This is a genomic window from Paraburkholderia sp. BR14312 (genome assembly GCF_040948675.1).
GTDB lineage: Bacteria > Pseudomonadota > Gammaproteobacteria > Burkholderiales > Burkholderiaceae > Paraburkholderia > Paraburkholderia nodosa_A.
Window position 1 is genome coordinate 243278 of sequence record NZ_JBFPKI010000006.1, and the last position, 24883, is coordinate 268160.

The following is a 24883-nucleotide window of genomic DNA, read 5'->3' on the forward strand; positions in this document are numbered from 1 at the left end:
GTCAGCCGTCCGCCGTACCCGCGATCGTGATTTCGATCGACGTGCAGTGTCCCCACTGCTGTTCGGTCAGTACCTGACTCTGCGCGGGCTCGATGAGGTTCGTGTCATAGACGCCATATGCGCTGGGGCCATTGAGCACACCGATGATCTGCTCGCGAATGACGTCGATGCCGAGCTGCTTCTCTCTTGCCGCCACCCACTTTGCCATCGTGGATTGCGCCTGAGACAGCGCCGTAGCCGCGTCAGCCGACTTGTACAGCGTCAACTGAGCAACGATTTTGTAGTCAACTTCGTCGGCGGCGAACGCGTCGACATAGTCGGTCAAGGGGCGGCGGGTTTTAGGCGTGCAGTTGGCCAGCACCTGGTCGAGAATCGTTTGATCGGGCAGGCCCGACGTGGTCAGCACGTAGATAAAGACGCAACCGGGCAGCACGTCATTGAGTGACGTGAGCTGGCCGTTGACGAGCGCGAGCTGCGGGTAACGCACGGCCACGTCGCAGATGTTCGCGTTTGCCGAGCGTGCCCAGTAGACGTACGCGTCAGACGGACCGGCAACCGAAAAGCTTTCCGGTGCGAGGACGATGCGCTCGCGGTAATTGTCGTCTTCCTCGTCGTCGGTGCCGTCTGCCGTCGTCGTGCTGTTTTGCGCGGCTGTGATGTTCAGCCCGCTAACGGCACCGACCAGGCCGCTGATCTGCCCGGCAACAAAGCCGTTGCCACTCGTGCCGGCGACGGTGCAGTCGGCTGACGCGGTCGCGGACGTATCGGTGGCCGCGACCGTCACGTCGGCCGTCGTTGCAAAGACAACATCCGTTCCTGCCTGGGTGCCAGCCGGTATCACGGTCGCCACGCCCGGCGCGTCAAACGTGAACTGCAGCGTACAGGTCGCAGCCGTCGCGAGGATACGACCGCAATCGACGTTCTCGCCGAGCATGTCGAGAATCGGCTTGCGCGAGTAGCGCACCAGATTCAGCTTTGCCGCATCCTGGATCGCCTCGCGCATCAGGCTCTCGCGATACGAGACGTTATTGATGAGCAGGCGCTCGACCTGGGCAGGAAAAAGCGTGCGGCCCGTATCAGACTCAAACTGCGCGACCATGTCGGCCGTCACCCGGGCCGGGTCGCGCGTGATGAAGTCGGGTTCCGGCAGCGATGTGTCGAGGAGGCTCATGTCGTGAGCTGGCCAAACGCCAGGTTAGTGACAAAAATCTCGCCCTGATAAGCCGCCGCGATCTGCCAGTAGATGCCAACTGCGAGTTGCGCCACGTCTGAGGGCTCGACCTTCACGCGCACGAGGTCAAGGCGCGGCTCCCATCGGCCGAGCGCGCGCCGGCACTCGCGCGCGATGTAGGGGCGCGCTACGTTGATCGGATAGTCGAGGTAGTCGTCGACGCTGCTGCCGAAGTCAGGCCGGTGCGGATCGCTGCCGAGCGGCGTATGCAGGATGATCGGGATGCATTGCGCGATGTCGTCGACGTCCGTCGCCACCTTGCCGAGATGGTTCCCGAGCAGTCCGGACGAACCCGGCGTGGCCGCCGTGGAGAGCGCCAGCTGGAAGAACCGGGTCTGGATGGTGGAGAGGATTGACGATTGCATGACTGCAGTGTGGCGACACACTGCAGCACGCGATAGAAAAGGACTTTGAAAATTGCCGGTCAGGCTTTGGCTTCGCTGGTCTCGCCGCCCTGCGGATCATCGTGATGGTGGCCACGTACGCTGATATCGCCCGCGACCACGTCATTCTCTGCAACGACGTCACCAGGAATTGGCGTACCAGCCCCGGGTGCGCCGCCGACGCCGCCCTCAAGCATCGTCGCGCCCTTGACGCGGAGGTTGCCGCCAATCACGGTTTCTTCTGCGTCAAGCTCGATATGCGATGCCTTGACTACCGCGTCGCCCGTCACTGTCGCCTTGAGTGCGCCACCGACCGTCGCCGACAGGTCGCCGATGGTGAGGACGGATGCTGTCCCCGTCGAGCGGTCATACGTGAAACTGCCGCCGTCGCGCAGCGTCATGCCCACCTGATCTTTCGAAGCCCACGGAACGGCATCGACTTCCGAGTAGATCGCGCCAAGCACCGCGCCATCCTCCAGGTATTGGTCCATGATGCAGCGAACCTGATCGCCAACATCGAGCGGCCAGTAAAACTTGTCCTGGTTCGTCTTCGGATAGCACACCGTCAGCCAGTGACTCGTCAGGCCGATGTCATCAAAACGGACCCTGACGCGACCGTCGTCGCCGACGTCGAATACGACGCCCGTCTTGAAGAGGACGCCGCCTGTTGCCGCGTGATTGTTTTTACCCACCGTTCGCTGCCTCCCGCACGCGCTTGAGTTCAGTTTCGGTCGAGTAACCGCTCGCGCGTGAAAAGCGGTGCCTCGATTGGGTGACGCTGTACTTGCCGTTCATCCTGCCGAAGTCCTGGACAAGGATGTTGATGCCCGCTGCGATTTTCGTATTGCCGTAATGCGTGAGCGTGGCGCCCGTCTGGTCGTCGTTGGCCCGCTCCAGCGCTGCCTGTGCCTTCAGGTGCGCCTGTGTATCGTCCTCGGCCCGCACGTTCAGGTTCAGTTCGTCCGCGCTGTAGTGGTCGTAGGCCGACAGTTTCGACGACGGGTCGCTCACGCGCTTCCTGCGCGTACGTTTCGCGTGCGGGTCGTGATACGTCACCGTGCTGGCCAGGAATATCGAATGCACCTTGTCGTGGAACTGGTACGAGATGAGGTCCGCCCGTCCGACGACCAGCACACTGGTTGCGGCCTTGAGCGTGCTGCGCTTGCAGAACGTGAGCAGTGCACCGCGTACCGAAAATTCGTAGCCGTACTCCGCTGAGATGCGATTGAGAAACGTGAGGTCGCTTTCCCACGTCTGCGTGGCACGCGTAATGCGGATAGTCTCGATCTTGCCCCTGAGCGTGAGCTTGTTTCGTCGCGCGATCGTGGCAGCGATATCGGCGAGCGTCACGTCCTCATAGGCGCGGCCGGCGCGCGTGCGAACCGGCCGCTTGACGCCGGCGCCAAGGGCCTTGACGCGCACGGTATCGGGCGGCCCCTTGAGTTCGATTTCATCGATTTCGAAGACACCGCATGGCAGCAGCGGTTGCCCCTCGTATCCGATCGACACCGTCAGGGTGTCGCCAAAGCTCGGATACCACGCGTTCTGCCATCTGCGGTCGGCGTCCTCTAGCTCGAGTTCGACCGAGTCCGATTCGCCGCCGATGTGGTCGGTATAGACGGCCTCCAGCAGGTACGGCGAAATCGCGTTGGTGATGTCCTTCGACCTGTACACGACGACGACCTTGCCTTGCGGCACGTCGACCGTGTCGGCAAGGGAGAGTAGCGTCGATGCCGACTCGTTGCTTACTGTTTCCACGGTGGTAAATCCTGGGTGGTCTGTTGCGTGTCGACCTCGTCGGCCGTCAGGATCGGGATGAGCAGCACCATGCCGCCCAGCAGCGTGGGTTTGATGTCAGCGGCCGGGTTGGCTTCGATGATGCGGCCGTAGGCGGTCGGGTCGCCGTAGTAGTTCCACGCGATCGTGTCCCATCGCTCGCCATCGACGGTCACATGGCGCAAGGCGGAAATCTTCGCCATCTCAGTTCCTCGTGGCAGACGCCGTCGACGGGCGCGCCGTGGCGGATGCCGTTACCGTATTGGGTGGCGTGGTGATGCCGTTACCGCTGCGGGTTTGTGCCGCGACGGGTGTCTGGCTGGCTGTCTGTTCGACCAGCACAGGAGGCTCGACGTATTCCTTCAGGGAGACGGTGCCTTCGAGCCACACCAGTGTGCCGTCGCGCATCGTCTGCCGTGTCGTCACCGTGCAATCTGTTGCGACGAACGTGCCCTTGTAGTCACCGTTCGCGAAGTGCAGCGGTGCGGCCGTGTGGCTGGCGATGAGCTTGCGAAGCTTCTGCAGTTCGGCCTCGGGGTCGCAGAACCCCGCGTGAAAGACCACGTTCCAGGTGATCTCATCGAGCTTGTCGCCTGTCGATTGCAGCCGGGGCTTGCCGTCGATGAGCTTGTGCTCGGCGTACTCCGCACCGAATCGCGTCTCGCTGCCAGTGAAGTACGCCGGCAGGCCGAACTGAACATCGCCGAGCAGCGCGTACAGGACGCCGCCCTGAACCTGACCGAGCAACTGGTTGACGAACTGCGTGACCGAAGCCGTCGAACCGATCACGACGCCTTGCAGCGCGTTGGTGACGGTCGAAAAGGGATTGATCGCCATACGCTGTTCAGAACGCGGTGCGCCGACGGTTAGCGAAATACCGGTTCATCATCCGTTCGAACTCGGTGTACGAGGTCTGCATGGCGGAGTGCACCTGATTGCCCGCGTCAGCGCCGCCGCTGACGTGGATCGTCGGCGAAAAGTGAATGACCGGCGACGATGCGCCGCCGGCAGCGTCAGCTCCGCCCAGGCGTCCCGTCGCAAGATGCCGGTCCACCGTGTCGAGCGCACGCAGCTTGGCGGCCATCATTCCCGTTGCGGCGGCCGCCATCTGGCCAGTCGCGCCCCGGACGCCCGACAGGCGGTTCAGGATGCCGATCTCAGCGCCCATGCCGATGTTCTCGCCGAACCCGATGAAGACACGGCTTGGCGAGTGGATGCCGAGCGTATGCGCGAACCAGCCCTTGATGTTGTTGCCGAAGCCGACAATCGTTGCCTGCGCGGCGGCGAGACGACCGGTAATGCCGGATACGAGCCCATTAACCAGATCGGCGCCCAGCTGGAAGAACCGGGTCGGCAGCGACAGCATGGAGGCGTAGAGCTTCGCAAACCAGCCAAGCGCTCCCGCAATCGCCTCGCCAACCCGCAGCCCCATGTTGCGCGCGGCATTGCCCGTGGCATCGACGGGACGCAGCAGCGCAACGACCCATTGCCATGCGCCTTTAAGCATGTCGATGGCCGGTCCGAGCAATGGCATCAACGGAAGCATCATGCCGGCAAGTGCGATGCCGACCGGTTTGAGCGCGGTAAGGAGCGACATGAGCGAATGGCCGAGCTGCGAAAACGCCGGGCCGAGGACGGCGCCCACAGGCGCAAAACCCTTGACCAGACCGTCCCACATGCCGCCGAGAAACGCCTTGATCGGGCTCCAGTACTTCCAGACGAGGAAGGCCACGAGCGTAACGCCCGCTGCAATCAGGCCGATGCCCGGAATGCCGAGCAGCGCGAGCCCGAGCGCACGCAAGCCCGTCAGCACAACGGGCAGGCCGCGTGCGAGAAACCCAAGTGAATCGCCGAGCGCGCGGAACGCTGCAGCGAACGGCACACGCTGGATCAGGAAACCGATCATGCCGAGCGGGCCGGCCAGCACTTTCGCAAACAGGCCGGCCGTGAGCGCGATCGAACCGAACGTGGTCAGCATGACGCCGAGGCCGCCCACGACGACCATTGTCCATTTCGCGAACGTCTGGTGCTGTTCGACCCAATGGCGCGTTTGCGCGACAGCGTCGCCCATGCGCATGATCATGGGTTCCAGCCACTTGACCGCCGGTTCAGCAAAGGCAGCAAGCGCATTGGTGACGTTCGTGGAAAACACCGTCCAGATGTTCTGTGCGCTCTGCATCGTCTGCTGGATGCGCTGGTCGAGGCTGGCCTGATCATCAATGCGCTTTTGCGCGTCCTGATAGCCCGCCGTCCCCTTGACCGCGAGCATCTGCGCGACGCGGCCGGCCTCGGCGCCGAACACCGTCGAGAAAACGTCGAGCGCCATCTTGTCTTTGCCGACGGCAGTGAGCTTCCTGTAGGCGTCCTGCAACTGCGCGACCATGTCGTCGATGCCCTTGAGTTTTCCCTTCCCGTCGTAAAAGTCGAAATGGACGTGCGCCTTTTCCATCGCCTCGCGCGCCTTGCCCTTCATGCCCTTGGTGGCCATCTCGACCATTTCCGGCCCCTTCGAGAGGCGCTGCAGGAACATGGAGAAGTTGGTGCCGAAGCTGGAGCCCTGGAAGTTCCAGGCGGCGCCCATACCCTGCAGGGCGAGCAGCTTCTTAGCGTTGTCGAGGCCGGTCAGGCCGAGCATGTTGATGTTCGGCGCGGCGTAGGCGCTCGCGTATTTCAGTTCTACCGGCGAGATGCCAAACGCGAAGCGGGCGCGCTGCATGAGGTCTGCCATCGCGTTCAGCTGGTTGCCCGCGAGGCCATGCGCTTCACGCAGGCGGGCGACCATCGTGCCGGCTTCTTCCCCTGGCAGCTTGAGCACCACCGCCAGATTCGCCGCGGCGTCGTAGGCGCCCGAGAGCATCTGCTGCATCGTGACGCCCGAATCCTTCAGCGCGGTGCCGATTTCGGCCACCTGTGCGGTCGTCATCGGCAGGCGGTTGTCGATCGACAGAACCTTCTCGCGAAGCTGGTCAAAGCCGGCGCCGATCCTGCCCGTGTGATCGAGCGTCGCGACCGCCAGATCGTTCATCGCAGTGTCCATCTCGATGAACGCATGAACGGGCTTTTCGGCCAGGTGCATGATTTCATGACCGAGCGTCGCGGACACCGCGCCCATCGCGGTCAGCCTGCCCGATATGCGGTCAAGTGTTTGGCCCAGGCGCTGGAAAGCGTTGCCGCTACGCGTTGCGGTCTGTTCCAGCGTGCTGCCGAGCATACGCAGCGGCTGGCTGGCAGTGTCGACCAGGCTCAACAGAATCCCAAGCTCAATCATGTTGCTCACGGTCGACACCCTTGCAGAAACACAAACTCACTTCCCGTTAGCCGCGTCGATCTGTTCGCACGCGGTCTCACACCAGCCGATGAATTCGTCGATCGTCAGATCGTCGATTTCAGACGGCTGGAATCTGAACCACTTAGCCAGCAGCCCCGACAGCTTCTTGATTTCGTCCAGCTTCACCCATGATGTCGCGAAAATAGTCCTGCAGCATCGTGAAATCGGCGATGTCCATCTCTTCGATGTCTTCGGGTGTCAGCTGGTCAGGCGAGAGCAGGCACAACAGCGCGAGCATCATGCCGAAAGGGTCGCCCGCGTGCGCGGACTGGATGGGCTTCAGCTCACGCACCTTGCCACGACGTAGCGTGACTTCCTTGAGTTCGCGCCCGTCGGCGAGTGCGTACGGGAATTTCAGTTTGAACGTCTTCATTTAGCCTCCGATGTTGGCGCGGTAGATGTCGAGCTGGTCGACGCCACCCACCTTGAAAATATTTGCGAGCACGTCCAGCTCGATGATGTCCTTGCCGCCGACCGTCTGCCGGACGTAGGTCGCGGTGAAATCCGATTCAAACTCGGCCGCGTCGTTCTGCTTGAACACGCCGAGCGGAATCTTCGTCATGCTCAGCGTGAGGAACGTCACCATCGCGGTCTGCGCGCTACGCCCCTGGCTGTTGTACGTGTCGACCGATGAACGCACCTGCACGCTGACCGGCACGAACGGATTGCCGAACTGCAGCCAGACGTCGTCGTAAAAGCTGTTCCACTTGAATTTGCCGGTCAGCTTGTCGAAACCGGAAGGCAGCGTGATCTTGCCGACCAGGCCAAGCGCTTTCACATCGGCCTCGATCATCGACAGGACCGGCAACGAAGCTTCATCGACGCGACCCAGCAGGGAGCTGCCGTTCATGTAGACGTTCGCATTGGTGATGCGATTGATCTTGATGCCTGCCATGTTCAGTTGCTCCCCAGCTTGGACAGATAGTTGACGTTGATGTTGGCGCGATACGTGATGCGCTCGGCCGGCGGCGGCGGCATGAAGTCGTACGAGAACTGGATCCAGCCGCTCTCAAGCTGCGTGGTCGGGTTCAGCTTCGCGTCGTACCAAACGTTCCCGTCGAGCACGGCGCCATCGCCGGTCAGCTTGCGCAGGAATCCTTTGCCCGATTCGATGACAGCATCGATTAACGCATTCGAGACGGCTCCGTCGACATACTGGAGGGTGAAGTACTCCAGACTCTCTTCGATGATGTCAGCGGTGCGCCGGATCGGGATGAACTGCGTGGGCTGCGTCGACGCCGGATAGGCGGCCGAGCGGTTGCCCCAAAGACGGTAGCCTGTGCCAAATGATGAAAACACCGTGATGATGCCCGCCGCGTTCAGCAGGTTCGTTTCACTGTTCGGGTCGTTGACCATCGCATAGATGGGACGTTCCAGCCCGACGATATTCTGGATTTCATTGTTCGACGCCGAGCACCAGTAGCCTTTCGTCTGGTCGATCATCGACTGCAGGCCGGCCGCGCGCGCGGACAGCGGACGCAAAACGTTTGTGTCCGTGTCCGTGTCGTACACCTTGACATACGGATAGCACAGCGCGGCGCGCTCGCTCGACGTGTAGAGGTTCACGGTGCCTGCCGGCCCGCGCGCCGTGATCGCCTGTTGTGGCGTCAGGCCAGCGGGCGCATCGCGGTAGCTGATCGCCCGAATCTTCGTCGCGAGCGTGGTGAGTGCTTCCGCCACGGAATCCTGCGTCGAGTAGACCGGCGCAACGAGCAGCTTGGCGAAATAACCGAGCAGCGAATAGCCGTCCTGGAAATGTTGCATGCCCGTGCGCAGGCCGGCCTCGTTGATGGTGCCGATGATGTCGGCAGCCGTCACCTGGCTCGGATCGGCGTAGCTGTAATCGACACTCAGCGTCGCGCCCGCCTTGATGGCGCCACCCACAACGCGCGTAACAAGACCGCTCAACGCGTCGAGCGTGTAGTCGGTGTCGAGCGTGTACGTTGTCGCGCCGTCCTTGCTCTTGACGTCATAGGCCAGCGCGGTCACGACACCGGGATTGGCCAGCGTCGCCTCGTCGGCCGCATTGAGCGTGATCAGCTCGCCAGTCACAGCCGTATTGTGAACGGCCGGATCAAGTACGTTGATCACCTGAACGACGGTCGGCTTCTGGTCGAAGATGTCGTTGAGCGCATCGACGATGGTCGAGTTCGTGGCGGCCGGCCCGAACTGCGCAAAGTCGGTGTCGCTCGACACGACGATGATCTCGTTGACCGCGCCACCGACTGCCGTGCCAACGAGACCGATGACAGCGGTCTTGACGATCGTGACGGAAGCGCCGCCCGATTCCGACTCGATCGTTTCCACTCCATGCAGATAGCTCATGCGTCAGGCTCCCTTGGTGTCCGTGGAGGCAGTGGAGGCAGTGGCGTCGGCGGAAGCCGGCGCGGCAGTCTCAGCGCTCGCCGTCGTCGCAGTTGCGGCACTGGCTGTTGCGGGCGTCGACGACGACGAGGCGCTTGCGCTGGACGACGCGGTGGCTGTTGCCGCCGTCTGCGGCGCAGCTGCAACCGTCACGGGCGAAAGGCGCTTCATCGCGACCAGCGTTTTCACTTCAGCGCAGTCAGGCAGATCGACCTTGCGGCCGGTGAAGAGAAGGACCTCTTTCTTCTCGCCGTTGTCATTGAGCGTGATGCCCGTTGCCGGGCCGATATAGATGTACTGCATTGCATTCTCCGGTGATGGTCAGGGGCGTGTGAAAGTAATCCGGGCCAGCGGTGCGTCGTAGTCGCTATCGGTGATCCAGTCGCCCGGCGGCGCTTCGATGTCCTGGACGATGACGACGGGCACCTTGACGACCAGAACGTATGTGTAGACGCCCTCGCCGTAGTCACTCAGACCGTCGCGGACCGCGAGCGTGATGCCGGCCGCCTCCGGAATGCGCTTGCCACAGGTCGCCCTGAACGCGGTTTCCAGCATGTCGTAGGCGCCCTGGTGGCCACGCAGGTTCTTCGAACGGAGCACGATCTCGAATTCGAGGCCGGTGTCGTAGAAGGCCGACGACGTCGCACGCGGCTTGTAGTCGCCGCTCTTGTAAATCACCAGCACGTCACCGGCTCCGCTCAGCGCGTACCCCTCCGGACGCTTGGGCCACGACTCCACCTTCAGCCACGGTCGTGCTTCGCCGGCTACCGTGAACGCGGCGGTGAGCTGCGCAACCAGCGCGTCTTCGATCGTCGTGACGAGCGCCATTACCGGTACCTCCGCGCGAACGGACTGTGTGATTCGCCACACTCGATCTGCGCCATGCCGGGCGACAGTGATGCGTCGGCCGGTGCCGTAGCCTGGCCGGTTTTCAGCAACGCGCCGGTGATCTGGGTGTCGCCGGTGCTCATGAGCTTGAGCACCTTCATCCAGTCCTCGTAACGCTTGCGCGCGTCCTTGATGTCGTCCTGTGGCCGCAGTGACTGCGCGTTGTAGATCGCGATGTCACAGCAGGCGCGTACGAGTACGGTGGGCGTCGACAGGGGTGTCAGCAGGACCGCGTCAGCGAGCGGCAGCACGTACCGCATGCCGAGATAGCTGTCGATTTCCGCCGAGGCATCATCGAGCGCGTCCTGCAGGCGCGGGACGATGACCTGCTGATTGGTCTCGTCGGTAATCGCGATGAGATCCCGCTCAAGGTAACGCGCCTGCAGGTCGTCAACGGTTGCGTAGCTCATGACAGGACGTCAGGGAAGTTGAGGTTTAGTGGCGCGGCGTCGTGGGTAGAAACCGGCCCACGACGCCACGATTGCTGCATTGAAGCGGACTACTGCTGACCGGTCGTGTCGCTGTCCGTCGACGAGTCGTCGGTGCCGTCGTCGGGCGTGATCTGGATATCAGTCACGACAAGCCACGGATCGCGCTTGACGGCCGCGACCTGTTCGTCGGAAAGCTCCGAAAGCGGGATGTCGAGACCGGTGCGCTCGATCGGTCGGCCAATCGCGCGGTAGGTACCTCGACCCGTCGTGGGAACCAGCCGGATGCCGGGCACCGTGGTCGATGCAGATGCGTTGGACTTCGTTGCCATATCAACAGCTCCTGTCAGGCGAGATACGGGGCGACCAGCACCTCGCAGCTCTTGTAGTAAGGGTTGGTGGCGCCGTTCGCCAGACGCTCGACCATCACGGTCTTCAGCGCTGCCTCTTCGAGCGCGGGCGGCACGATGAGCAGCGACGGCTTCGCGTTCAACGCGGCGCCTGCGTCCGACTTGACGCTCATCATGTTTGCGCGCGCGGCGGCGTACGAGTCGATCGACAGATCCTGCGCGCTTCGGCATGCAAGCTGCCACAGGCCGAAGCCAACATTGAGTCGCGCATCGACGCCGTACAGCAGTTCCTTGCCCATGAAGTTGCGCCAGTCGTCGACCTTGTCGAGGGCAACGAACTGGTAGTCGCGACGGAACTGCAGGATGATGGGCCTGATGGCCTTCGACGTATCGAACAGATACCAGGGCAGGCCTGTGCCGCCCTGATCATTCGAGAACGAGACTTCTTCGCCCTGCAGACCCACCGGGTGGTCCGTCGAAAAGAACGGTTGACCGTCGTAGCAGAGGGTCGTCGTGCCGGCCTTGAGCAGCGAATACGCGAGCATGTCCGGGTGGCGCTTCGAATCCTGACCGAGCTGGGCGAAGAGTGGCGAAAACACACCGTACTGGTCGTCCTCGATAGCGTCGCGGTCTACCGGGACGGTGTTCTCATACGACTTGTTCTGGATCGAGAAGTCGTGCAGCGCCAGGTTCTGAAGAACGCGGTCGCCGAGCCATTCACGGAACGTTGTGGTCTGGCCGAGCCACGGATAGATCGACCGCGAAGTGGTCGAGGTGGTTCGCATCGTGAAGCGTTCCACCTGCGTTTCGGTCTGCTGGAACCATTGCGAAAAGACCTGGTTGAATCCAGTGGTCAGCGCGGCAACGTTGTCCTGATTGAGTTCCATCTGGTAAAGCTCCGTTTAGATTTCGATCCAGACGCCACGGGCGTCCACGTCTCGCACGATCGGCCCGATGGCATCGGCATTCGCGGCCTTGCTGCACGTGGAGTCATCGAGCACGCGCGCGCTGGTGCCCACGTCCTTGAGCGTGTACGGAAAGGCCGGATCGTTGATGACGCGGAAACAGCCGCGACGAACCGCCACCGTCGCGGCGCCGTCAGCGAGACTCGTGGTATCGAGCCGCTTCTGGCACACGCCGACGATCATTTCAGTGCCGGCGCCTGTCGCCGGAGCCGCGAATCCCGTCCCGTTGTCCACCGCGACCATCGCGCCGACATAAAAGACCTTTCCGCCCTTTGCCGGATAGGCAAAGTTGACCGCTTCCCGGTGTTGCGAGTCGCGGTCCGAAGTTGCTGCTGTCATGTGCTGCTCCTTTTCAGTTCATCGAAATGGACGGACGACGCGCTGGTTAGCTCTGGCCGGCCAGCGACTCGGCGTACTTCTTCGGATCGAGGCCGAGTTGCGTGCAGACCGCCTTTTGTTCTGCGCTAAGCATGCCGGCCGCGACACCCTCCGGCGTCCTGCCGCCGGTTTGCGTGCGCGACAGCGCGGCGATCGGCTGCGCCACATCGAGGTACGAGCGAAGAGCCGCGACCGGCTGCTTGGACCAGTAGTCCTTCTGCGCGTCGAGAATGCGGCCATCGGAGATGCCCGCCTCGAGTAGCTCGGCGTGCTCTGCGTCCTCAAGGCGACGCGTGAGCGCCGCGACCTCGTTCTGCATGCCGACGAACTGGACCATCGGCACGAACATCGCCGGATCGGGCGTCGTCGCCGACGCAGCAGCGGTGCGCGCGGTGTCGAGGTCGTGGCGCAACGTAGCCAGGTGATCGACGAGGGATACGCTTGCCGCAGCGGTGCCGTCGGCCGGCTTGATCATTTCCTTGATCTTGTCGAGGTGCGCCACGATGTCGTCGGCCGTCGCCGTGACGGGCAGATTCAGCAGGTAGCGCAGCCGCTCCAGCAGCTCATCCATTGGGTTCTCCTGGGAAGGTGAAAGTGAGAGCGCCGCACAAAGGCTGGCCGCTGCCACAGAGGCCATGCCATCGATTGCGGGCACGTTGGTAAGTGCAGCGTTGAAGAGACTCGTCACCGCGCCGGTTTTCTTGTCGTAGCCAAATACCGGGCTCGTGAAGCGGTATTCCTCCGATTCGATCATCTGGCGCGCGGTGGCCGTCCACTTGATACCCGTTGCCCACACACCGTCCTCGCAAACCTCCAGCGTGCTGAACCAGCCGGCGGCCGGTGCGCGCTGACCGTTGTCCTTCGCAAGCAGGGTCTGGTGGTCGTAGTCGAAGCAGTACGGCGTGGTCCGTTGTGCAGCTGCTGCCACCAGCTCCTCGGCGATTGCGGGCGTGAGTTGCCACGCGGCACATTCGAACGGGCGGCCGTCCTCAGCCCGGAATGCGCCCATCGGGAAAATCTGTGCGCGGCCGGCCAGCGCTTCCTGCACGTTGAGCGTGCAGACCGCGGTACCAATCGAAGCAGAGCGGGAGTGAATGGCGACGTGTTTCATGTCGCCAATTTGCCTGTTCGGTAATTGCGCCAATACCAAAGGCCTTTGATTTTTTCGGCGCGGGTGCGTCGATAACGTGACACCTCACTGACCGCTACGCGGTCACCTTGATCGGGAGGAAGTCATCGTGAGAAAGCCACTCACTGCTTATCCAGATGCTCGCGCCGTATCGATCGCCGCAACGGGCGCGTTTAACGCCGTTACGACGGCCGGCTCGGGACAAATGGGTATGTGGGCCGCGTCGCGCTCGCCCAGCGGCGTTGGCACCCCGGATTTCAAGAGTGCCCCATCCGCCCAGGAACCCGCATGAGCGAGGGCCGGCAGGACGAGTTGCGCGCGACGTGTCATGCGCTCCTCGATGACCTCGAATTCAGCGATGACGACCTCGCGTTCATCGCGCTGCTGCTCACGACGAGCCGGGGCAGCAGACCTGCATCGGTGTTCGCGCGGCTACACAAGCTTGCCCGCCGTTCACGAACACCGCGTCACCGCCGGGCTTCAGACGAGCTCGGCGTTCTTCTCAACAGTCTTTTCAACGCCAGTGAGGCAAATCATGGATGACACGCAAAACGAAAGCACGACAACGACCGGCAGCACGCAAGCGGACAGCACGGCTGCGGCCACGACCACGACCGTGCAGGAGGGCACGGCGTCGTCGGGGGAGACTGGTGGCCAGGCGACCCCTTCGGATACTGGCGACACTGCTACGACTGTGGACGCGAATACCATGTCCACGACGGCGGTCGCGGCGCCCACCTCGGACTCTGCTGGTGGTATGCCGACGACGCAGGCCAATGACGCGTCGGCGGTCGCGCAACCGGGGGAAGCTGGAGGCGGCTCCGATGGGTTGCCGAAGGAGTCGCAATCGGGATCGGACTCGGCGGCGCAGGATGCATCGCAGGCAGCGTCCTCGTCGACTTCATCGGCCGGCACCTCGTCTTCACCTGCCACTGACGCAGCGGCGGGTGACGCGGGAAACGGCACGTCCGCGCCGGATTCGTCGGGCGTCTCGTCGACGGGCGACCAGTCTGGTTCCGTAGCGGCAGGTGATGCGGGAAACGTCGACGCGGGTACTACCTCGGCCGCAACGCAAACGAGTTCGACCGCATCCTCGGCTGCATCGAACGAGGTGAACAGCCCTGACGTAGACGCGGTAACGGACGCTGACCTGGGAAACGGTTCACTGTCCGGCGCAGCCGACGCGTCGACTTCATCGGCACAGCCGGATGCGTCGTCGCAGCAATCGCAGGATACAGACGCGCGCGTGGATGGTGGTGACTTCTGTCCGCATGGCGAGGCGCACGGCATCTCGCAGCGGTTGCGGAATTTTCTGGAGTCGTTTGAACGTGCAACCGTTGAACACCTGCACGGCGATCTCGACCGGCTGGAGCAGCTGTTCGAACTTCTGAAGTAGGCGCTGGCGCTACCGGCCGGCGCGCGATGCCGGGCAGCCTCTGTGTATTGATGGCCGCCCGGCTTTTTTCGCACGCGACCAACTCTTTTAAAGAAATGACCGCGACAGCTGACATCTTGCCGCCCAAACAGGCTGACATGCAGAAACCGTGCGCGGGCCAGCCATACCGGCCGTCGAACGGCCTGGAGGGCGATCTGTTTCGCGAATCCATGTGCGAACGCTGCGGAAGCCTTACAAACGAGCACGGCAATCCCTGTCAAGTCATGGTGATGACCATGCACTACTGCAGGGATGACCCGGACTATCCGCGCGAATGGCAGTACTCGGCTACTGGTCAGCCAACTTGCACCGCGTTTCACGAAGCTGGCGCGCCCGTTCCGAAGGCGCGGTGTGAATACACCGTCGACCTGTTCGGCGCGTGAGGCGCGTTCCCATTCAATTCGTTGGTGGAGTAACGGCAATGAGTAACGTGAGTCCTACGTGCCGGGGCGGGAATGAGGCGCTCCGTCAGATTCTCGAAGATCTAAATCGTGCAAGATCTGGTGAATATTCCTTTCCAGCAATGAGGTGCCTTCCCATGAAGTCGCGAATCAGTGCTTTGCGTCGCTGGGTGATCCTTCGCCTACTGCTGCGAGAATCTCCGGCATCTGTAGCAGCTTACCTACGTGGTCGAACAGTTGGCGTGTGGCTGCTGGAGATAACCATAGATTCATCGTCTGAAGCATCGGATTCTCCGGTAGTGAAATACGTAACACCAGTTCACCCGATTGGGCTTGGTATGTGCACTCCCCGACGCTCTCAACAAACATGGGTGCCTTAGTTAAATCCATGAGCTATCTTCCCTATAAGGAAAAGCGAGATGTGCCACTCGGTCTAGCCACGTTGACGGCGGTGCAAATGCGCCGCATACGCAAGCATGGCATCAGTATTGAGCTCCATCCGGGCCGCGAAGCAAAAGGCGTGGAGACCTATATGCGTGCCACGCTCCACTGCAACGGGCCAGCCGCGACGCGTGCCGTTCTCAACGAGCTGTTTCGTCCAGGCGCAATATGCCTCCCAGGTTGGATGGAGGGCATAGGGGGTCGCGCGCCTCAGCACCTCCTCATAGTCGGACTTTTCCATCTCAAGCACGGCGACTATGTCGTCCGCGCGATCTGCCCGCCGGACGCCTGGTACACGTGATCGGTTTCGCATCTTACGAGACCGATCGCGTCTTACGTGCCACCGACGCGACCTTCCATGATGGCGGCGAGCCATTGCCGGTCACGCAGCGAAGGCGGCCGCCCTTGCCGTCGACAAGGCTCCCGTCGGAATACGCCTTTCCGTCATACACGCACCCCGACACCTGAGCCTGCGCGAGCTGCAGGTCATGACGAAAGCCGAAGGCCTTGTACCCCACATACGTCATTGCGCAGATGGCCATCGTGAATATCCCGATGCTCATCCACGCGATCTCTTTACGCGTAGCAACGGCTTGCTGCACGTCCAGAACGCGCGACTTCAGTTGCGCTTCAACAATTTGATAGTCACTAGAAAGTCGGCTAAGGCGATTCGCGAATGTTTGTCTTTCTTGTTTCGCGGTTTGCAGAGCATCAACCGCCTGCGCGTGCGACGTTTGCGATCGACGCAGCTCAAAGGAAACACCCTCGATGCGCTCGGCGAGAGAAGCGTTTGCCACCTGAAGACGGCGAATCTCAGCGGAAAAATCCGAATGATGCTGGCACTGAACCGCATTGTTTGTCGCCGGATGATTAAGCGCACCACACGTAACGAACTCACGCAGCTGAGCGTTTTCAATCAACAGTTGCAGGATCGCTTCCGCCGGGCTGTATTGCTCCCAATGCATGCCCTCGATACTGTCGATACCGAGAATCCGATGAATTGACGTCCAGGTCTCTCTGCCCGATTGAGCAAATTCCACTTCGAGCTGCTTAACGAGCTTGTTCAGCTCTCGACGCTCGTCCCGCGTGAGCGGTCGGCTACGACCGTGGTTATGGACCACATCGCGACCAGCCACATCGCCAACTGAACCATTGAATTCCTGCCGGACCAATCTCAGTTCACCGCCTTCGTTCTCGTTCTGCACCACGCTTCACTTCCTTTTGTTAATGTCCCGCCCCGCAATGTCGCCCTTGGGCGCTTTATGAAACACCTGCATTGATCCTTCGATTCGCTGCGCCTTTCGCTCCTTCGTTGATGACCGAGAGGATTCGCCTTTAGAGGACGTGCCGCCCTTGAGCGCGCCGATCGCGGCGGCCTTCACCTCAAGCGACGCAGCACGGAACCGCTCTAACAGCTCAGCTTCGTCATTGGTCAAAGCTGCGACCGAGCGAACGCCCGTCACGATGTACTGCACGTCAGCGCCGACCTTTGAGATCGCAGCTAGGTACCCTGCCTTAGGCTGCGTTACGTCCTTTTCATAGTCGATCTGGCTCTTCTTCGTTGTATCCGCCAAGGCGGCGAATGCAGGCTGGGCAAAACCCAGCCGCTCCCGCTCTTCCCGCAATCTGTCGCCAATGGTCACCAAAAACACCCTCATTCAGCTTGACAGGTAACGATATAGTTACCATACTTAACTCACACTGTTGGAAACCAACAGTAACCAGTTCGCGCTCTTACGAGCGCGGCAACCCCGATAACGGAGTCCACCATGACCCTACGCACTGCCGAGGAAGCCCGCGCGGAACTCAACCGCAAGGGCGTTTCAATCACCAAATGGGCGCTTGCAAACAAGTTCTCGCCGGCCCTCGTCTACGAGGTGCTGAGTGGTCGCAAGAAAGCGACCCGAGGCCAGTCCCATGACATCGCAGTCAAGCTCGGTCTCAAGGCAGGCGAGGTCTGCACCGATCCGACCACAGCGCTTGCCCGCTGAACTGCTGACGGTTGCACAAGGAGAGAGACGGCAAACGATTATGCGCTGATCGTCTCATTCTCTGCAAACAGATTGCATGTGAAGAAAAGTCAAGCCTACATCACCGTCCAGCCCAATATGCGAATTGAATAGCTGATATGTCCACCGAACAAAAACCCACCAGTCAGTCGGCCGGCAAAGTGCTGGATGTGCTGCGCGTACTGCTCGGCCACTTCACGCACGGCTTGATGCCGGGCGACCTAGCAAAGCTAACCGGTCACGACAACAGTTCGATCACACGCTACATCAATACGCTCGAGGAGAAGGGCTTCGCCGAACGTATTGAGGAGACGGGCCGCATCCGGCCGTCGCGGGAGTTCGCCCGGTACGCCGTGGCGATTCTGCGCGACCTCGACGCTGCTAGCGCCAGCCTTGAGCGGCTGAAGACAAGCCTAGGAGGACGCCCGTGAGCGAGCCGATCAACTTCAAGCTCTACGACGTCGCGGTCTTTCCGGCCGGCGACTCGTCGCTTCGCATCGTCGTCCCAGGTGTGGCGGGCGACACACCTGAGGAAGTCTCTCGCCAAGCCGTCGCATGCATGGTTAGTACGCTCAAGGCATTCCAGACCCAAGCGGCGCGGACCGACATCGTGCGCGCCTACGACATCACCACAATCGAGGAGTAAGCAGCATGGCCGCAGGAAGAAGAACCAAGAACGTGCCGTCTGGCACCACGGTGGCGAGAGAGGAACTGCCCGGTGTGACGGCTGCGATCGCCGCACTCGATGAGACGAACGCGATCGAGTCATCCGCGCGCGTTGAACTGGAAGCGCGTGTGCGCGCCGTTGCAACGCGCATCGGCTACCAGCTCCCCGGCGACGCGACCGATCCGGACCTGATCCAGCGCGACGTCGCTGCCAACATGCGCCGTAGCGTTGAAGCGTGCCTTGAGGTCGGGCGCGGTTTAATCATGCTCAAGGAGGTCTGCGGGCACGGCAATTTCACGGCTCGGCTTGAGGTTTTGGGCGTCGACGACGGCGTGGCCCGCAAGTTCATGCGAGCGGCCGAGAAATTCTCAAAACGGTCGTCAACGACCGTTTTGACGAAAGCCCTGGGCTCCCAGACCGCGCTCTTCGAGATGCTCGTGCTCGATGACGAACAGATCGACGAACTCGCCACGACGGGCGAAACCGGTGCACTGAAGCTCGACGACGTCGCCTCGATGTCGGTCAAGGAACTGCGCGCGGCGGTACGCGAAACCCGTAAGAATCTCGAAAGCAAGAACGATGTGATCGCCAGCATTCAGGCCCGCAACCTCGAACTGCACGAGCAACTGGCCGGCGCGACGCCATCGTTCATCGAGCAAAAGGCGCTGGAGGATCTGGACAAGGAAGCGCTGCGCGCGGCGGAGCAGATCACCACGGCTCTGCGCGGCCGGATCGCACGCGCCCTGGACCAGGTTGGCGAGGGCGAAGGCGGCACGAACCGGCAGCTCATCGAACAAGCGGTCGCCGCTGCCCTCGGTCGCGTGCTTTCCGCCGCGCGCGACCTGGTCGACGAGTACGCCGTATCACCGCAGCTTCCCGACAATGTCGGTACCGACACGCTGCCGGCCAGCGCAGCGTGGCAGGCAGTGGCATCGGAGCGCGCGGCGCAGAAGCCCGCAAACCGGAAACACAGCAAGCAAACCGCGTAACGGCCATGCCTCCGACACCCTACCAGCAAACGATCCTGTTGTCGTATGTGCCGCGCCTGGAGGCGGCGGCACATGGCGGCAAAGGTGACCTGATTCGGAGCCTTGCCGCCGAGCTGGGCGTCTCCGAGAAGTCCGCGTACCGGATGATCGGTTCGTACTTGGTGCGCGACCGTAAGCGCCGCAGTGACGCGGGCAAATCCTCGCTTTCGCGCACCGAGGCGATCACGCTCGCGGCCGCGCTCGTGGAAACAACGCGCGCGAACGGCAAACGGAACGGTTCGGTGAAGCAATACGCGGAAGCTCTGCGCTGCTCAAACCTCATCAAGGCCGAGCGCGTCGACATGAGCACCGGCGAGCTGGTCAAGCTGTCGGAGTCCACCCTCCACCGTGCGCTGCGCGCCTATCAGGTGCATCCGGACCAGCTCGCCATACCGACGCCGCACGTGAACCTGTCGAGCCCGCATCCGAACTACTGCTGGCAAGCCGACGCGTCTGTGTGCGTGGTGTACTACCTCCCGGGAGGCGCCGTGCACATCCAGGAGCTCAAGCCTGGCGTGCACTACAAGAACAAGCCGGAGAACCTGGAGGCGATCGAGCGGCAGCGCGTGATCCGTTACGTCGTCACCGACCACTGCTCGGGCGTCGTGCGCTGGCGCTACTACCCAGGCGCCGAGTCGGGCGAGCACACCGTACGCCTGCTTGCCTGGGCAATGGCGCGCAAGGCGAATCTCGCCGATCCGTTTCATGGTGCGCCCCGCTACCTGATGGTCGACCCGGGAGCAACCAAGGCTGGAATCGTGCGCCGTTTCTGTCAGCGCATGGAGATCGAGCTACTCGTGCATGAGCCCGGCGCTGCCCGCGTGAACGGCAGCGTTGAGAAAGGGCAGGACATCGTCGAGCGCACCTTCGAGTCGCGGCTGAAATTCCACGGCCACGAAATCTACTCGTTCGACGACCTGAACCGTGAGGCTGAACTCTTCCAGCTCCATTTCAATCGCGGTGGCGACCGCGATGCCCACACCGGCAAGTACTGGTTCGCGCATTCGCGCCACAGCATGTCGCGCTTCGACGCCTGGGGAAAGATTCTCCCCGAGCAACTGCGCGTCACGCCGCCGGAGGACGTGCTGCTGTCGCTCGCGACAAAGCAGCCCGAGAAGCGGAGCGTGAGTGGCGACATGACGGTGAATTTCCGCAACCGTACGTGGAACGTGGTCGATGTGCCGGGCGTTACGCGCGGCGGCACTGTGCACGTGCACTGGCATCCGTTCCAGGCCGATACGGCGATGGCCGTGATCGAAGACGCGGACGGCCGCGAGACGCACTTCCCCCTACCGGAAGTCACGCGTGACGAATGGGGATTCCCATCGAACGCCGTACAGATCGCGAACGGACATCGCGCGATGCCGGACACCGTGCTCGAGACGAACCGCAAGGAGGTCATGAAGCGTGCGGCGGGGACGGACACGATTACGGCGACCGAAGCAGTCAGAAAGGGGCGCAGCTACAGGCCGTTCAACGGTGAATTCAATGCGCTGAAGGCCGCACGCGAAGCGAAGCTACCGCCCGTCGTTCCGCGTGCCGGCACCGAGTTGGACGTCGTCATCACGCGTGTCGAGGCGAGGAAATTGACCACGACGGCCGCGGCGATCCAGTTGCAGGAATTGCTCGGCGATGCATGGCGTCCAGAGTATTTCCAGTGGATAGCACAACGTTATCCGGATGGCATTGCCGAGGACCATCTTGAGCGGCTCGCCGCGCAATGGTCAGGCGACAACACTGAAAAGGAGGCGCAGGCATGCTGAAACTCACTCAGGTCGTAGCCGGCTACGGTATTCAATACAGCGTACTTGCGCGGCATGCCGGCCTGTCTCGTACCGCAGTCAGCCTGCTGGCGAATCGCGGCCTGTATCCCGCAAGCCGTTCAAAACAGGATGTACAGCACGCCCTTCTGGGCGCGCTGGTCGAAATGGGCGTGAATGCGGCCGATGCCGCAGACGCCTTTGGTGAGGTGGCGGAGCCCAGCGCGAACGGAGCCCCGCATGCAGCGAAATCGCCCGAAGGCGACATTCACAATGAGAGAGTCGATATGTTAATCCGCAAGGTGTCCCTCGGCGCGCAAGCGCTCGATTTCTTCCGCCTGAACCGCGACCCCTTCATGCCGCCACAAACACGTGATGAGGTCTTCATGGGCCGAGCGCTGCGCGTCGGCTACGAGCACATGATGACGAAGGCGCGGCATGGTGGCTTCCTCGCGATTATCGGCGAATCCGGCGCCGGCAAGACAACGCTGAAGGATGTGCTGCTTGACGAACTGGCCGACCGTGGCGAGATTGTCACGATCGAACCGATGATCATCGGCATGGAGGAAAACGACGTGCGCGGCAAGACGCTGAAGGCTGCGCATATCGCCGAGGCAATCCTGCGCGAGGTCGCACCGTACGAGCGTCCCAAGCGTTCGCTGGAGGCTCGTAGCGTCCAGATTCGCGATGCGCTCATCCGCGCAACGAAGGACAACCCAAAGCGCCGGCACCTGCTCGTCATCGAAGAGGCACACCGTCTTCCGATACCGACACTCAAGCACCTCAAGAACTTTTATGAACTCAAGGCGGGCTCGAAGCAGTTGCTGTCGATTCTTCTGCTCGGTCAGCCTGAACTGGCACGTCGTCTCTCGCCGTTCGACATGGAAATCCGCGAGGTGTGGCAGCGCTGCGAAATGGTCCGGCTGGACCCGCTCGACCGTCAGTTGACGGACTACCTGAAGTTTCGCCTTGGCGCAGCAGCGCAGGCGTTTCGTGCTGACGCGGTCGACGCGCTGACGGCCCGTCTGATGGACGCGAAGACCCAACGGTCGTACCTGTACCCGCTTGCTGTCGACAACTGGGCGGCCGCTGCAATGAATATCGCGGCGAAGATCGGCGCGAAGCAGATCAGCGCCGACACCATTGACGCCGCGTACACGCAGATCGTGCGCGAGTATCGCGACTACTGAGCAGGAGCGGCCCCATGAATGGCTACCTGAAGCTGGTGGACAAAGAGGACGCGACGCCGACGCGACGCGCGGAACCGGAGCCACGCGTTTTCACGGCCCCCGTCCTTGACCGCCTGGCTCGCACGAACCGCGCATGGCGCGAACTGCGGTGCATGGGGTTTTCCGTGCGCAGCATCACGTGGGCTGAAAGCGGCCCGCAATTGCGCATTGAGCGCCTCTCGAATCGCTCGCTCAAGCCGTTGCTCGATCGGATGGGTCCACGTCGGTTCAGCGCGAGCGGCGCCGGCACAGAAGTAAGTGGTGAATTTGAGGGTGTCACGGTGTGCTGGTTGCAGTCCGGTCCGTCCGTCACGCTTGCGGCAGCGCCACGCTACCACCTGCCGTTGTAACGGCAACCAATGAATTTTCAGGAGAACAGCTTGAGCGATATCACCATTCCGGCCGGCTACGTCAAGGATGCACGCGGCCACCTCGTTCCCGAATCGATGGTCAAGCCTGTCGACCAGCTTCGCGATCAGACGATCCAGTCCCTGATTGCCGAAGCCAAACAGCTGCAGGCGAAACTTGTTGAGTTCAAGCGTCGTGCCTTCACCGATATCGCGGCCTTTGTTGAGACAAGCAACGAGCAATACGGCGTCAAGGTCGGCGGCACGAAGGGCAATATTTCACTGATCACGTTCGACGGCCGTTACAAGATCGTTCGCCAGATCGCCGAGCGCATCCAGTTCGACGAGCGCCTGCAGGCCGCGAAGGAACTGATCGATGAGTGCATCCGCGAATGGACCGAGGGCAGCAACGACAAGATCAAGGCACTCATCAACGAGGCGTTCCAGGTCGACAAGGAGGGCAACGTGAACACCGGTCGCATTCTCGGCCTGCGTCGCCTTGCGATCGACGACCCCACCTGGACCACGGCGATGCGCGCGATCGTCGACAGCATTCGAGTGACGGGCAGCAAGCCGTATGTGCGCCTCTATGAACGCGATGAAGCGACGGAGGAGTACCGCGCAATCAGTCTCGACCTTGCTGCGATCTGAGCGACCGGAGCGTACGCATGAATCTCGATCCACTGTCGAAACGCATTCGGGAGAAGATTGGTATCCCCGGTCAGGCTCGCATGACCGTGCTGCGTTGTAACGAACTGATTGCCGCGCTTGACCGCGTGTACGTCGAACGAGTCGGCATAGCCGCCGACGTCGCGCAAGCGATCGCAGGCATCGAACTCATGTGTGCGCTGTTGCGTCCGGTCATCGGGCACGAACATGTGGACATCGAAACGGCAGAGCAACTGCAGACATTGCAGGGCTGGATTGCCGATCTTGAAGAGGAACCCGAGGGACGAATGTTATGAGCGACCACCGTAATTACGAATTAAAGCGCTGTCCATGCTGCGACGGTACCGCCCAACAGCCCGAGGTTCAGCAGATCGATACGGTGACCTACGTTGGCAGCATAGATTGCGACGAATGCGATCTTTCTGTCACGGAACAGCACGGCTCGGCAAGCGAAGCGGAGGCGGTGCAGCGCGTTGTCGATATCTGGAATGGGCGGCCAATACCGCAACGGGACGACGATATTGACGCCGCCGTTCGTACGCTGACGGAGTTCGCGGATAGATATGCCCGGATGGCAAAAATCGGCAACGGTCTGGTCTCGTGCGAGGCCGTCTCACAGACCATCCGCGTGAACGTCATCGGTTCGTTCTTCAGGGCAATGCAGAGCGTCAGCCCGCGCGAGTCGTCAGGAGAACAGCCGTGAGCGACGATTTCATCATTGTTGCGGGTCTTGTATTCCTCGCGATTCTGTGTCGCAAGGAACTACGGCGCGCCATCGGGAGCAGGCGATGATTTCACGGTCTGATCTCGCGAAAATCCACATCGCGAAGAAGCAGCTCGCGATGGACGACGACACGTACCGGACCATGCTCCGCTCAGTCGGTGGCGCTGAGTCGGCCAGGGACCTGAACAAGGCCGGCGCAGACGCGGTGCTGTCACATCTGAAGCGTTGCGGGTTCAGGCCCACGCGCAATGGTGGGGACGACAAGACCCGCTCCGGCCGGGTGCCCGATGACGCCCAGAGCGACAAGCTTCGAATGCTCTGGCGTCAACTCCACGAGCTTGGCGCCGTCCGAAATCCGTCAGACGCGGCGCTGGCCAGCTATGTCAAGCGCCAGACGGGCATCGCCGCGCTGCAGTGGCTCTCAACGATGCAGGCGAGCCATGTCATCGAAGCGCTCAAGAAATGGATTGCACGTGTTCAACAGGGAGCGACGCCATGAACCAGCCAGAGAGGTTTTCTTTTCCGCCACAGTATCCCGAGCTGCTGGAGCACATTGGCCAGGTGATCTATCAGAAGCTCATCGAGCATGGTCTGGACAAGCAGAAGGCCGGGGAACTGGCATTCAGTACCGCCGAGTCCGTGCGCAAGCAGATATCAGGCATGCACCTTTATATTCCGCGCGGCCACAGTTATGAAATCTCGCTGCGCAACGCCGGTATCTTTGCCAGATTCAAGGGCGACAACTACACCCAGCTTGCGCGTGAAACCGGGCTGACGGAAATGCAGGTCCGCAATATCATTCGCGACGCAATCGCCTTCGACCGCTCCACGCGGCAGCAAGACCTGTTCTAACCTTCCTTTCGCATCCGGGCGGGGCGCGCGGCGTTACTCAAACGCTTTAGAAGCCCCGGCCCCCAGGTAGACGCCAATATGACAGCGTCTCTACCCTGACC

The 24883-nt window shown here is 61.8% G+C and carries 36 protein-coding genes; 16 read left to right on the plus strand and 20 right to left on the minus strand.

Features of this window, described 5'->3' with window-relative positions; genetic code table 11:
• Nucleotide 1 precedes the first annotated feature (1 nt).
• From AB3X98_RS18740 to AB3X98_RS18825, 18 genes are all read right to left on the minus strand, one after another.
• A complete protein-coding gene (locus AB3X98_RS18740) occupies nt 2-1171 on the minus strand; it encodes a baseplate J/gp47 family protein (RefSeq protein ID WP_368602487.1) in 1170 nt (389 codons plus the stop codon).
• Nucleotides 1168-1596 (minus strand): GPW/gp25 family protein, encoded by a 429-nt coding sequence (locus AB3X98_RS18745; RefSeq protein WP_368602488.1) that lies wholly within the window; start codon nt 1594-1596, stop codon nt 1168-1170. Before AB3X98_RS18745 ends, AB3X98_RS18740 begins: the two co-directional genes overlap by 4 nt.
• A 59-nt stretch (nt 1597-1655) precedes the next feature.
• Nucleotides 1656-2306 carry a phage baseplate assembly protein V gene (locus AB3X98_RS18750; protein WP_368602489.1) on the minus strand — a complete coding sequence of 217 codons (651 nt, stop codon included), beginning with the start codon at nt 2304-2306 and terminating at the stop codon, nt 1656-1658.
• Complete coding sequence (locus tag AB3X98_RS18755; protein ID WP_368602490.1) at nt 2299-3372, minus strand: phage late control D family protein; 1074 nt, start codon at nt 3370-3372, stop codon at nt 2299-2301. Before AB3X98_RS18755 ends, AB3X98_RS18750 begins: the two co-directional genes overlap by 8 nt.
• Entirely contained in the window at nt 3360-3593 is a 234-nt protein-coding gene (locus AB3X98_RS18760) for a tail protein X (RefSeq protein ID WP_368602491.1), read from the minus strand. Before AB3X98_RS18760 ends, AB3X98_RS18755 begins: the two co-directional genes overlap by 13 nt.
• 1 nt (nt 3594) lies before the next feature.
• Complete coding sequence (locus AB3X98_RS18765; RefSeq protein WP_368602492.1) at nt 3595-4227, minus strand: phage tail protein; 633 nt, start codon at nt 4225-4227, stop codon at nt 3595-3597.
• Nucleotides 4228-4234: 7 nt separating this feature from the next.
• Nucleotides 4235-6658, minus strand: coding sequence for a phage tail tape measure protein (locus AB3X98_RS18770; protein ID WP_368602599.1), 2424 nt, complete (start codon nt 6656-6658; stop codon nt 4235-4237).
• Nucleotides 6659-6694: 36 nt separating this feature from the next.
• On the minus strand, nt 6695-6844 hold the full coding sequence (locus tag AB3X98_RS18775) for a hypothetical protein (RefSeq protein WP_368602603.1): 150 nt from the start codon (nt 6842-6844) through the stop codon (nt 6695-6697).
• Complete coding sequence (locus tag AB3X98_RS18780; RefSeq protein WP_368602493.1) at nt 6801-7091, minus strand: phage tail assembly protein; 291 nt, start codon at nt 7089-7091, stop codon at nt 6801-6803. The genes AB3X98_RS18775 and AB3X98_RS18780 overlap by 44 nt, the downstream gene beginning before the upstream one ends.
• Nucleotides 7092-7613, minus strand: a complete 522-nt coding sequence (locus AB3X98_RS18785) for a phage major tail tube protein (RefSeq protein WP_368602494.1) — start codon at nt 7611-7613, stop codon at nt 7092-7094.
• A gap of 2 nt (nt 7614-7615) precedes the next feature.
• On the minus strand, nt 7616-9043 hold the full coding sequence (locus tag AB3X98_RS18790; RefSeq protein ID WP_368602495.1) for a phage tail sheath family protein: 1428 nt from the start codon (nt 9041-9043) through the stop codon (nt 7616-7618).
• A 3-nt stretch (nt 9044-9046) separates the two neighbouring features.
• Nucleotides 9047-9385, minus strand: a complete 339-nt coding sequence (locus AB3X98_RS18795) for a hypothetical protein (protein ID WP_368602496.1) — start codon at nt 9383-9385, stop codon at nt 9047-9049.
• Between the two features lie 18 nt (nt 9386-9403).
• Nucleotides 9404-9910, minus strand: coding sequence for a Gp37 family protein (locus tag AB3X98_RS18800; RefSeq protein WP_368602497.1), 507 nt, complete (start codon nt 9908-9910; stop codon nt 9404-9406).
• Entirely contained in the window at nt 9910-10380 is a 471-nt protein-coding gene (locus AB3X98_RS18805) for a gp436 family protein (RefSeq protein ID WP_368602498.1), read from the minus strand. The genes AB3X98_RS18800 and AB3X98_RS18805 overlap by 1 nt, the downstream gene beginning before the upstream one ends.
• An 89-nt stretch (nt 10381-10469) precedes the next feature.
• Nucleotides 10470-10730 (minus strand): hypothetical protein, encoded by a 261-nt coding sequence (locus AB3X98_RS18810; protein WP_368602499.1) that lies wholly within the window; start codon nt 10728-10730, stop codon nt 10470-10472.
• A 14-nt stretch (nt 10731-10744) separates the two neighbouring features.
• Nucleotides 10745-11635: a Mu-like prophage major head subunit gpT family protein gene (locus tag AB3X98_RS18815; protein ID WP_368602500.1), complete on the minus strand. Its 891-nt coding sequence runs from the start codon at nt 11633-11635 to the stop codon at nt 10745-10747.
• Between the two features lie 15 nt (nt 11636-11650).
• Nucleotides 11651-12052 carry a hypothetical protein gene (locus AB3X98_RS18820; RefSeq protein WP_368602501.1) on the minus strand — a complete coding sequence of 134 codons (402 nt, stop codon included), beginning with the start codon at nt 12050-12052 and terminating at the stop codon, nt 11651-11653.
• A gap of 46 nt (nt 12053-12098) precedes the next feature.
• Nucleotides 12099-13202: a phage protease gene (locus AB3X98_RS18825; RefSeq protein WP_368602502.1), complete on the minus strand. Its 1104-nt coding sequence runs from the start codon at nt 13200-13202 to the stop codon at nt 12099-12101.
• A gap of 306 nt (nt 13203-13508) precedes the next feature.
• Here AB3X98_RS18825 and AB3X98_RS18830 point away from each other — a divergent pair, with 306 nt between their 5' ends.
• From AB3X98_RS18830 to AB3X98_RS18845, 4 genes are all read left to right on the plus strand, one after another.
• A complete protein-coding gene (locus tag AB3X98_RS18830) occupies nt 13509-13763 on the plus strand; it encodes a hypothetical protein (RefSeq protein ID WP_368602503.1) in 255 nt (84 codons plus the stop codon).
• Nucleotides 13756-14616, plus strand: coding sequence for a hypothetical protein (locus tag AB3X98_RS18835; RefSeq protein ID WP_368602504.1), 861 nt, complete (start codon nt 13756-13758; stop codon nt 14614-14616). Before AB3X98_RS18830 ends, AB3X98_RS18835 begins: the two co-directional genes overlap by 8 nt.
• Before the next feature lie 26 nt (nt 14617-14642).
• Nucleotides 14643-15038, plus strand: a complete 396-nt coding sequence (locus tag AB3X98_RS18840) for a hypothetical protein (RefSeq protein WP_368602505.1) — start codon at nt 14643-14645, stop codon at nt 15036-15038.
• Nucleotides 15039-15444: 406 nt separating this feature from the next.
• Nucleotides 15445-15798, plus strand: coding sequence for a hypothetical protein (locus tag AB3X98_RS18845; RefSeq protein WP_368610297.1), 354 nt, complete (start codon nt 15445-15447; stop codon nt 15796-15798).
• 13 nt (nt 15799-15811) lie between these two features.
• Here AB3X98_RS18845 and AB3X98_RS18850 read toward each other — a convergent pair whose 3' ends face one another.
• Both AB3X98_RS18850 and AB3X98_RS18855 read right to left on the minus strand, forming a co-directional pair.
• Entirely contained in the window at nt 15812-16705 is an 894-nt protein-coding gene (locus AB3X98_RS18850; protein ID WP_368602506.1) for a hypothetical protein, read from the minus strand.
• Between the two features lie 3 nt (nt 16706-16708).
• Nucleotides 16709-17140: a helix-turn-helix domain-containing protein gene (locus tag AB3X98_RS18855; protein ID WP_368602507.1), complete on the minus strand. Its 432-nt coding sequence runs from the start codon at nt 17138-17140 to the stop codon at nt 16709-16711.
• 126 nt (nt 17141-17266) lie between these two features.
• On the opposite strand from AB3X98_RS18855, the gene AB3X98_RS18860 reads away from it, so the two are divergent.
• The 12 genes from AB3X98_RS18860 to AB3X98_RS18915 all read left to right on the plus strand — a co-directional run bounded on the left by AB3X98_RS18860 (nt 17267) and on the right by AB3X98_RS18915 (nt 24782).
• Nucleotides 17267-17488, plus strand: a complete 222-nt coding sequence (locus AB3X98_RS18860; RefSeq protein WP_368602508.1) for a DNA-binding protein — start codon at nt 17267-17269, stop codon at nt 17486-17488.
• A 137-nt stretch (nt 17489-17625) separates the two neighbouring features.
• Nucleotides 17626-17937, plus strand: a complete 312-nt coding sequence (locus AB3X98_RS18865) for a helix-turn-helix domain-containing protein (protein WP_368602509.1) — start codon at nt 17626-17628, stop codon at nt 17935-17937.
• The gene (locus AB3X98_RS18870; protein ID WP_368602510.1) at nt 17934-18152 is read left to right on the plus strand and encodes a hypothetical protein; all 219 of its coding nucleotides are present in this window, start codon (nt 17934-17936) and stop codon (nt 18150-18152) included. The genes AB3X98_RS18865 and AB3X98_RS18870 overlap by 4 nt, the downstream gene beginning before the upstream one ends.
• A gap of 5 nt (nt 18153-18157) precedes the next feature.
• On the plus strand, nt 18158-19162 hold the full coding sequence (locus tag AB3X98_RS18875; protein ID WP_368602511.1) for a hypothetical protein: 1005 nt from the start codon (nt 18158-18160) through the stop codon (nt 19160-19162).
• A gap of 5 nt (nt 19163-19167) precedes the next feature.
• On the plus strand, nt 19168-20964 hold the full coding sequence (locus AB3X98_RS18880; RefSeq protein WP_368602512.1) for an integrase: 1797 nt from the start codon (nt 19168-19170) through the stop codon (nt 20962-20964).
• Complete coding sequence (locus tag AB3X98_RS18885) at nt 20958-22151, plus strand: ExeA family protein (protein ID WP_368602513.1); 1194 nt, start codon at nt 20958-20960, stop codon at nt 22149-22151. The genes AB3X98_RS18880 and AB3X98_RS18885 overlap by 7 nt, the downstream gene beginning before the upstream one ends.
• A 14-nt stretch (nt 22152-22165) precedes the next feature.
• Nucleotides 22166-22540 carry a hypothetical protein gene (locus tag AB3X98_RS18890; RefSeq protein ID WP_368602514.1) on the plus strand — a complete coding sequence of 125 codons (375 nt, stop codon included), beginning with the start codon at nt 22166-22168 and terminating at the stop codon, nt 22538-22540.
• A 30-nt stretch (nt 22541-22570) separates the two neighbouring features.
• Nucleotides 22571-23188, plus strand: coding sequence for a DUF3164 family protein (locus AB3X98_RS18895; RefSeq protein WP_368602515.1), 618 nt, complete (start codon nt 22571-22573; stop codon nt 23186-23188).
• Between the two features lie 17 nt (nt 23189-23205).
• Nucleotides 23206-23502: a hypothetical protein gene (locus AB3X98_RS18900; protein ID WP_368602516.1), complete on the plus strand. Its 297-nt coding sequence runs from the start codon at nt 23206-23208 to the stop codon at nt 23500-23502.
• Nucleotides 23499-23909 carry a hypothetical protein gene (locus AB3X98_RS18905; protein ID WP_368602517.1) on the plus strand — a complete coding sequence of 137 codons (411 nt, stop codon included), beginning with the start codon at nt 23499-23501 and terminating at the stop codon, nt 23907-23909. Before AB3X98_RS18900 ends, AB3X98_RS18905 begins: the two co-directional genes overlap by 4 nt.
• A gap of 85 nt (nt 23910-23994) precedes the next feature.
• On the plus strand, nt 23995-24429 hold the full coding sequence (locus tag AB3X98_RS18910; protein WP_368602518.1) for a gp16 family protein: 435 nt from the start codon (nt 23995-23997) through the stop codon (nt 24427-24429).
• The gene (locus AB3X98_RS18915; RefSeq protein WP_368602519.1) at nt 24426-24782 is read left to right on the plus strand and encodes a Mor transcription activator family protein; all 357 of its coding nucleotides are present in this window, start codon (nt 24426-24428) and stop codon (nt 24780-24782) included. Before AB3X98_RS18910 ends, AB3X98_RS18915 begins: the two co-directional genes overlap by 4 nt.
• The last annotated feature ends 101 nt before the right edge of the window (nt 24783-24883 follow it).

Coding starts and splice junctions, on each gene's coding strand:
- AB3X98_RS18740 (WP_368602487.1), bottom strand. CDS start 1,171: ATGAGCCTCCTCGACACATCGCTGCCGGAACCCGACTTCATCACGCGC.
- AB3X98_RS18745 (WP_368602488.1), bottom strand. CDS start 1,596: ATGCAATCGTCAATCCTCTCCACCATCCAGACCCGGTTCTTCCAGCTG.
- AB3X98_RS18760 (WP_368602491.1), bottom strand. CDS start 3,593: ATGGCGAAGATTTCCGCCTTGCGCCATGTGACCGTCGATGGCGAGCGA.
- AB3X98_RS18765 (WP_368602492.1), bottom strand. CDS start 4,227: ATGGCGATCAATCCCTTTTCGACCGTCACCAACGCGCTGCAAGGCGTC.
- AB3X98_RS18770 (WP_368602599.1), bottom strand. CDS start 6,658: ATGATTGAGCTTGGGATTCTGTTGAGCCTGGTCGACACTGCCAGCCAG.
- AB3X98_RS18780 (WP_368602493.1), bottom strand. CDS start 7,091: ATGAAGACGTTCAAACTGAAATTCCCGTACGCACTCGCCGACGGGCGC.
- AB3X98_RS18785 (WP_368602494.1), bottom strand. CDS start 7,613: ATGGCAGGCATCAAGATCAATCGCATCACCAATGCGAACGTCTACATG.
- AB3X98_RS18790 (WP_368602495.1), bottom strand. CDS start 9,043: ATGAGCTATCTGCATGGAGTGGAAACGATCGAGTCGGAATCGGGCGGC.
- AB3X98_RS18795 (WP_368602496.1), bottom strand. CDS start 9,385: ATGCAGTACATCTATATCGGCCCGGCAACGGGCATCACGCTCAATGAC.
- AB3X98_RS18800 (WP_368602497.1), bottom strand. CDS start 9,910: ATGGCGCTCGTCACGACGATCGAAGACGCGCTGGTTGCGCAGCTCACC.
- AB3X98_RS18805 (WP_368602498.1), bottom strand. CDS start 10,380: ATGAGCTACGCAACCGTTGACGACCTGCAGGCGCGTTACCTTGAGCGG.
- AB3X98_RS18810 (WP_368602499.1), bottom strand. CDS start 10,730: ATGGCAACGAAGTCCAACGCATCTGCATCGACCACGGTGCCCGGCATC.
- AB3X98_RS18815 (WP_368602500.1), bottom strand. CDS start 11,635: ATGGAACTCAATCAGGACAACGTTGCCGCGCTGACCACTGGATTCAAC.
- AB3X98_RS18820 (WP_368602501.1), bottom strand. CDS start 12,052: ATGACAGCAGCAACTTCGGACCGCGACTCGCAACACCGGGAAGCGGTC.
- AB3X98_RS18825 (WP_368602502.1), bottom strand. CDS start 13,202: ATGAAACACGTCGCCATTCACTCCCGCTCTGCTTCGATTGGTACCGCG.
- AB3X98_RS18830 (WP_368602503.1), top strand. CDS start 13,509: ATGAGCGAGGGCCGGCAGGACGAGTTGCGCGCGACGTGTCATGCGCTC.
- AB3X98_RS18835 (WP_368602504.1), top strand. CDS start 13,756: ATGGATGACACGCAAAACGAAAGCACGACAACGACCGGCAGCACGCAA.
- AB3X98_RS18840 (WP_368602505.1), top strand. CDS start 14,643: ATGCCGGGCAGCCTCTGTGTATTGATGGCCGCCCGGCTTTTTTCGCAC.
- AB3X98_RS18845 (WP_368610297.1), top strand. CDS start 15,445: ATGAGCTATCTTCCCTATAAGGAAAAGCGAGATGTGCCACTCGGTCTA.
- AB3X98_RS18860 (WP_368602508.1), top strand. CDS start 17,267: ATGACCCTACGCACTGCCGAGGAAGCCCGCGCGGAACTCAACCGCAAG.
- AB3X98_RS18865 (WP_368602509.1), top strand. CDS start 17,626: ATGTCCACCGAACAAAAACCCACCAGTCAGTCGGCCGGCAAAGTGCTG.
- AB3X98_RS18875 (WP_368602511.1), top strand. CDS start 18,158: ATGGCCGCAGGAAGAAGAACCAAGAACGTGCCGTCTGGCACCACGGTG.
- AB3X98_RS18880 (WP_368602512.1), top strand. CDS start 19,168: ATGCCTCCGACACCCTACCAGCAAACGATCCTGTTGTCGTATGTGCCG.
- AB3X98_RS18885 (WP_368602513.1), top strand. CDS start 20,958: ATGCTGAAACTCACTCAGGTCGTAGCCGGCTACGGTATTCAATACAGC.
- AB3X98_RS18890 (WP_368602514.1), top strand. CDS start 22,166: ATGAATGGCTACCTGAAGCTGGTGGACAAAGAGGACGCGACGCCGACG.
- AB3X98_RS18900 (WP_368602516.1), top strand. CDS start 23,206: ATGAATCTCGATCCACTGTCGAAACGCATTCGGGAGAAGATTGGTATC.
- AB3X98_RS18905 (WP_368602517.1), top strand. CDS start 23,499: ATGAGCGACCACCGTAATTACGAATTAAAGCGCTGTCCATGCTGCGAC.
- AB3X98_RS18910 (WP_368602518.1), top strand. CDS start 23,995: ATGATTTCACGGTCTGATCTCGCGAAAATCCACATCGCGAAGAAGCAG.
- AB3X98_RS18915 (WP_368602519.1), top strand. CDS start 24,426: ATGAACCAGCCAGAGAGGTTTTCTTTTCCGCCACAGTATCCCGAGCTG.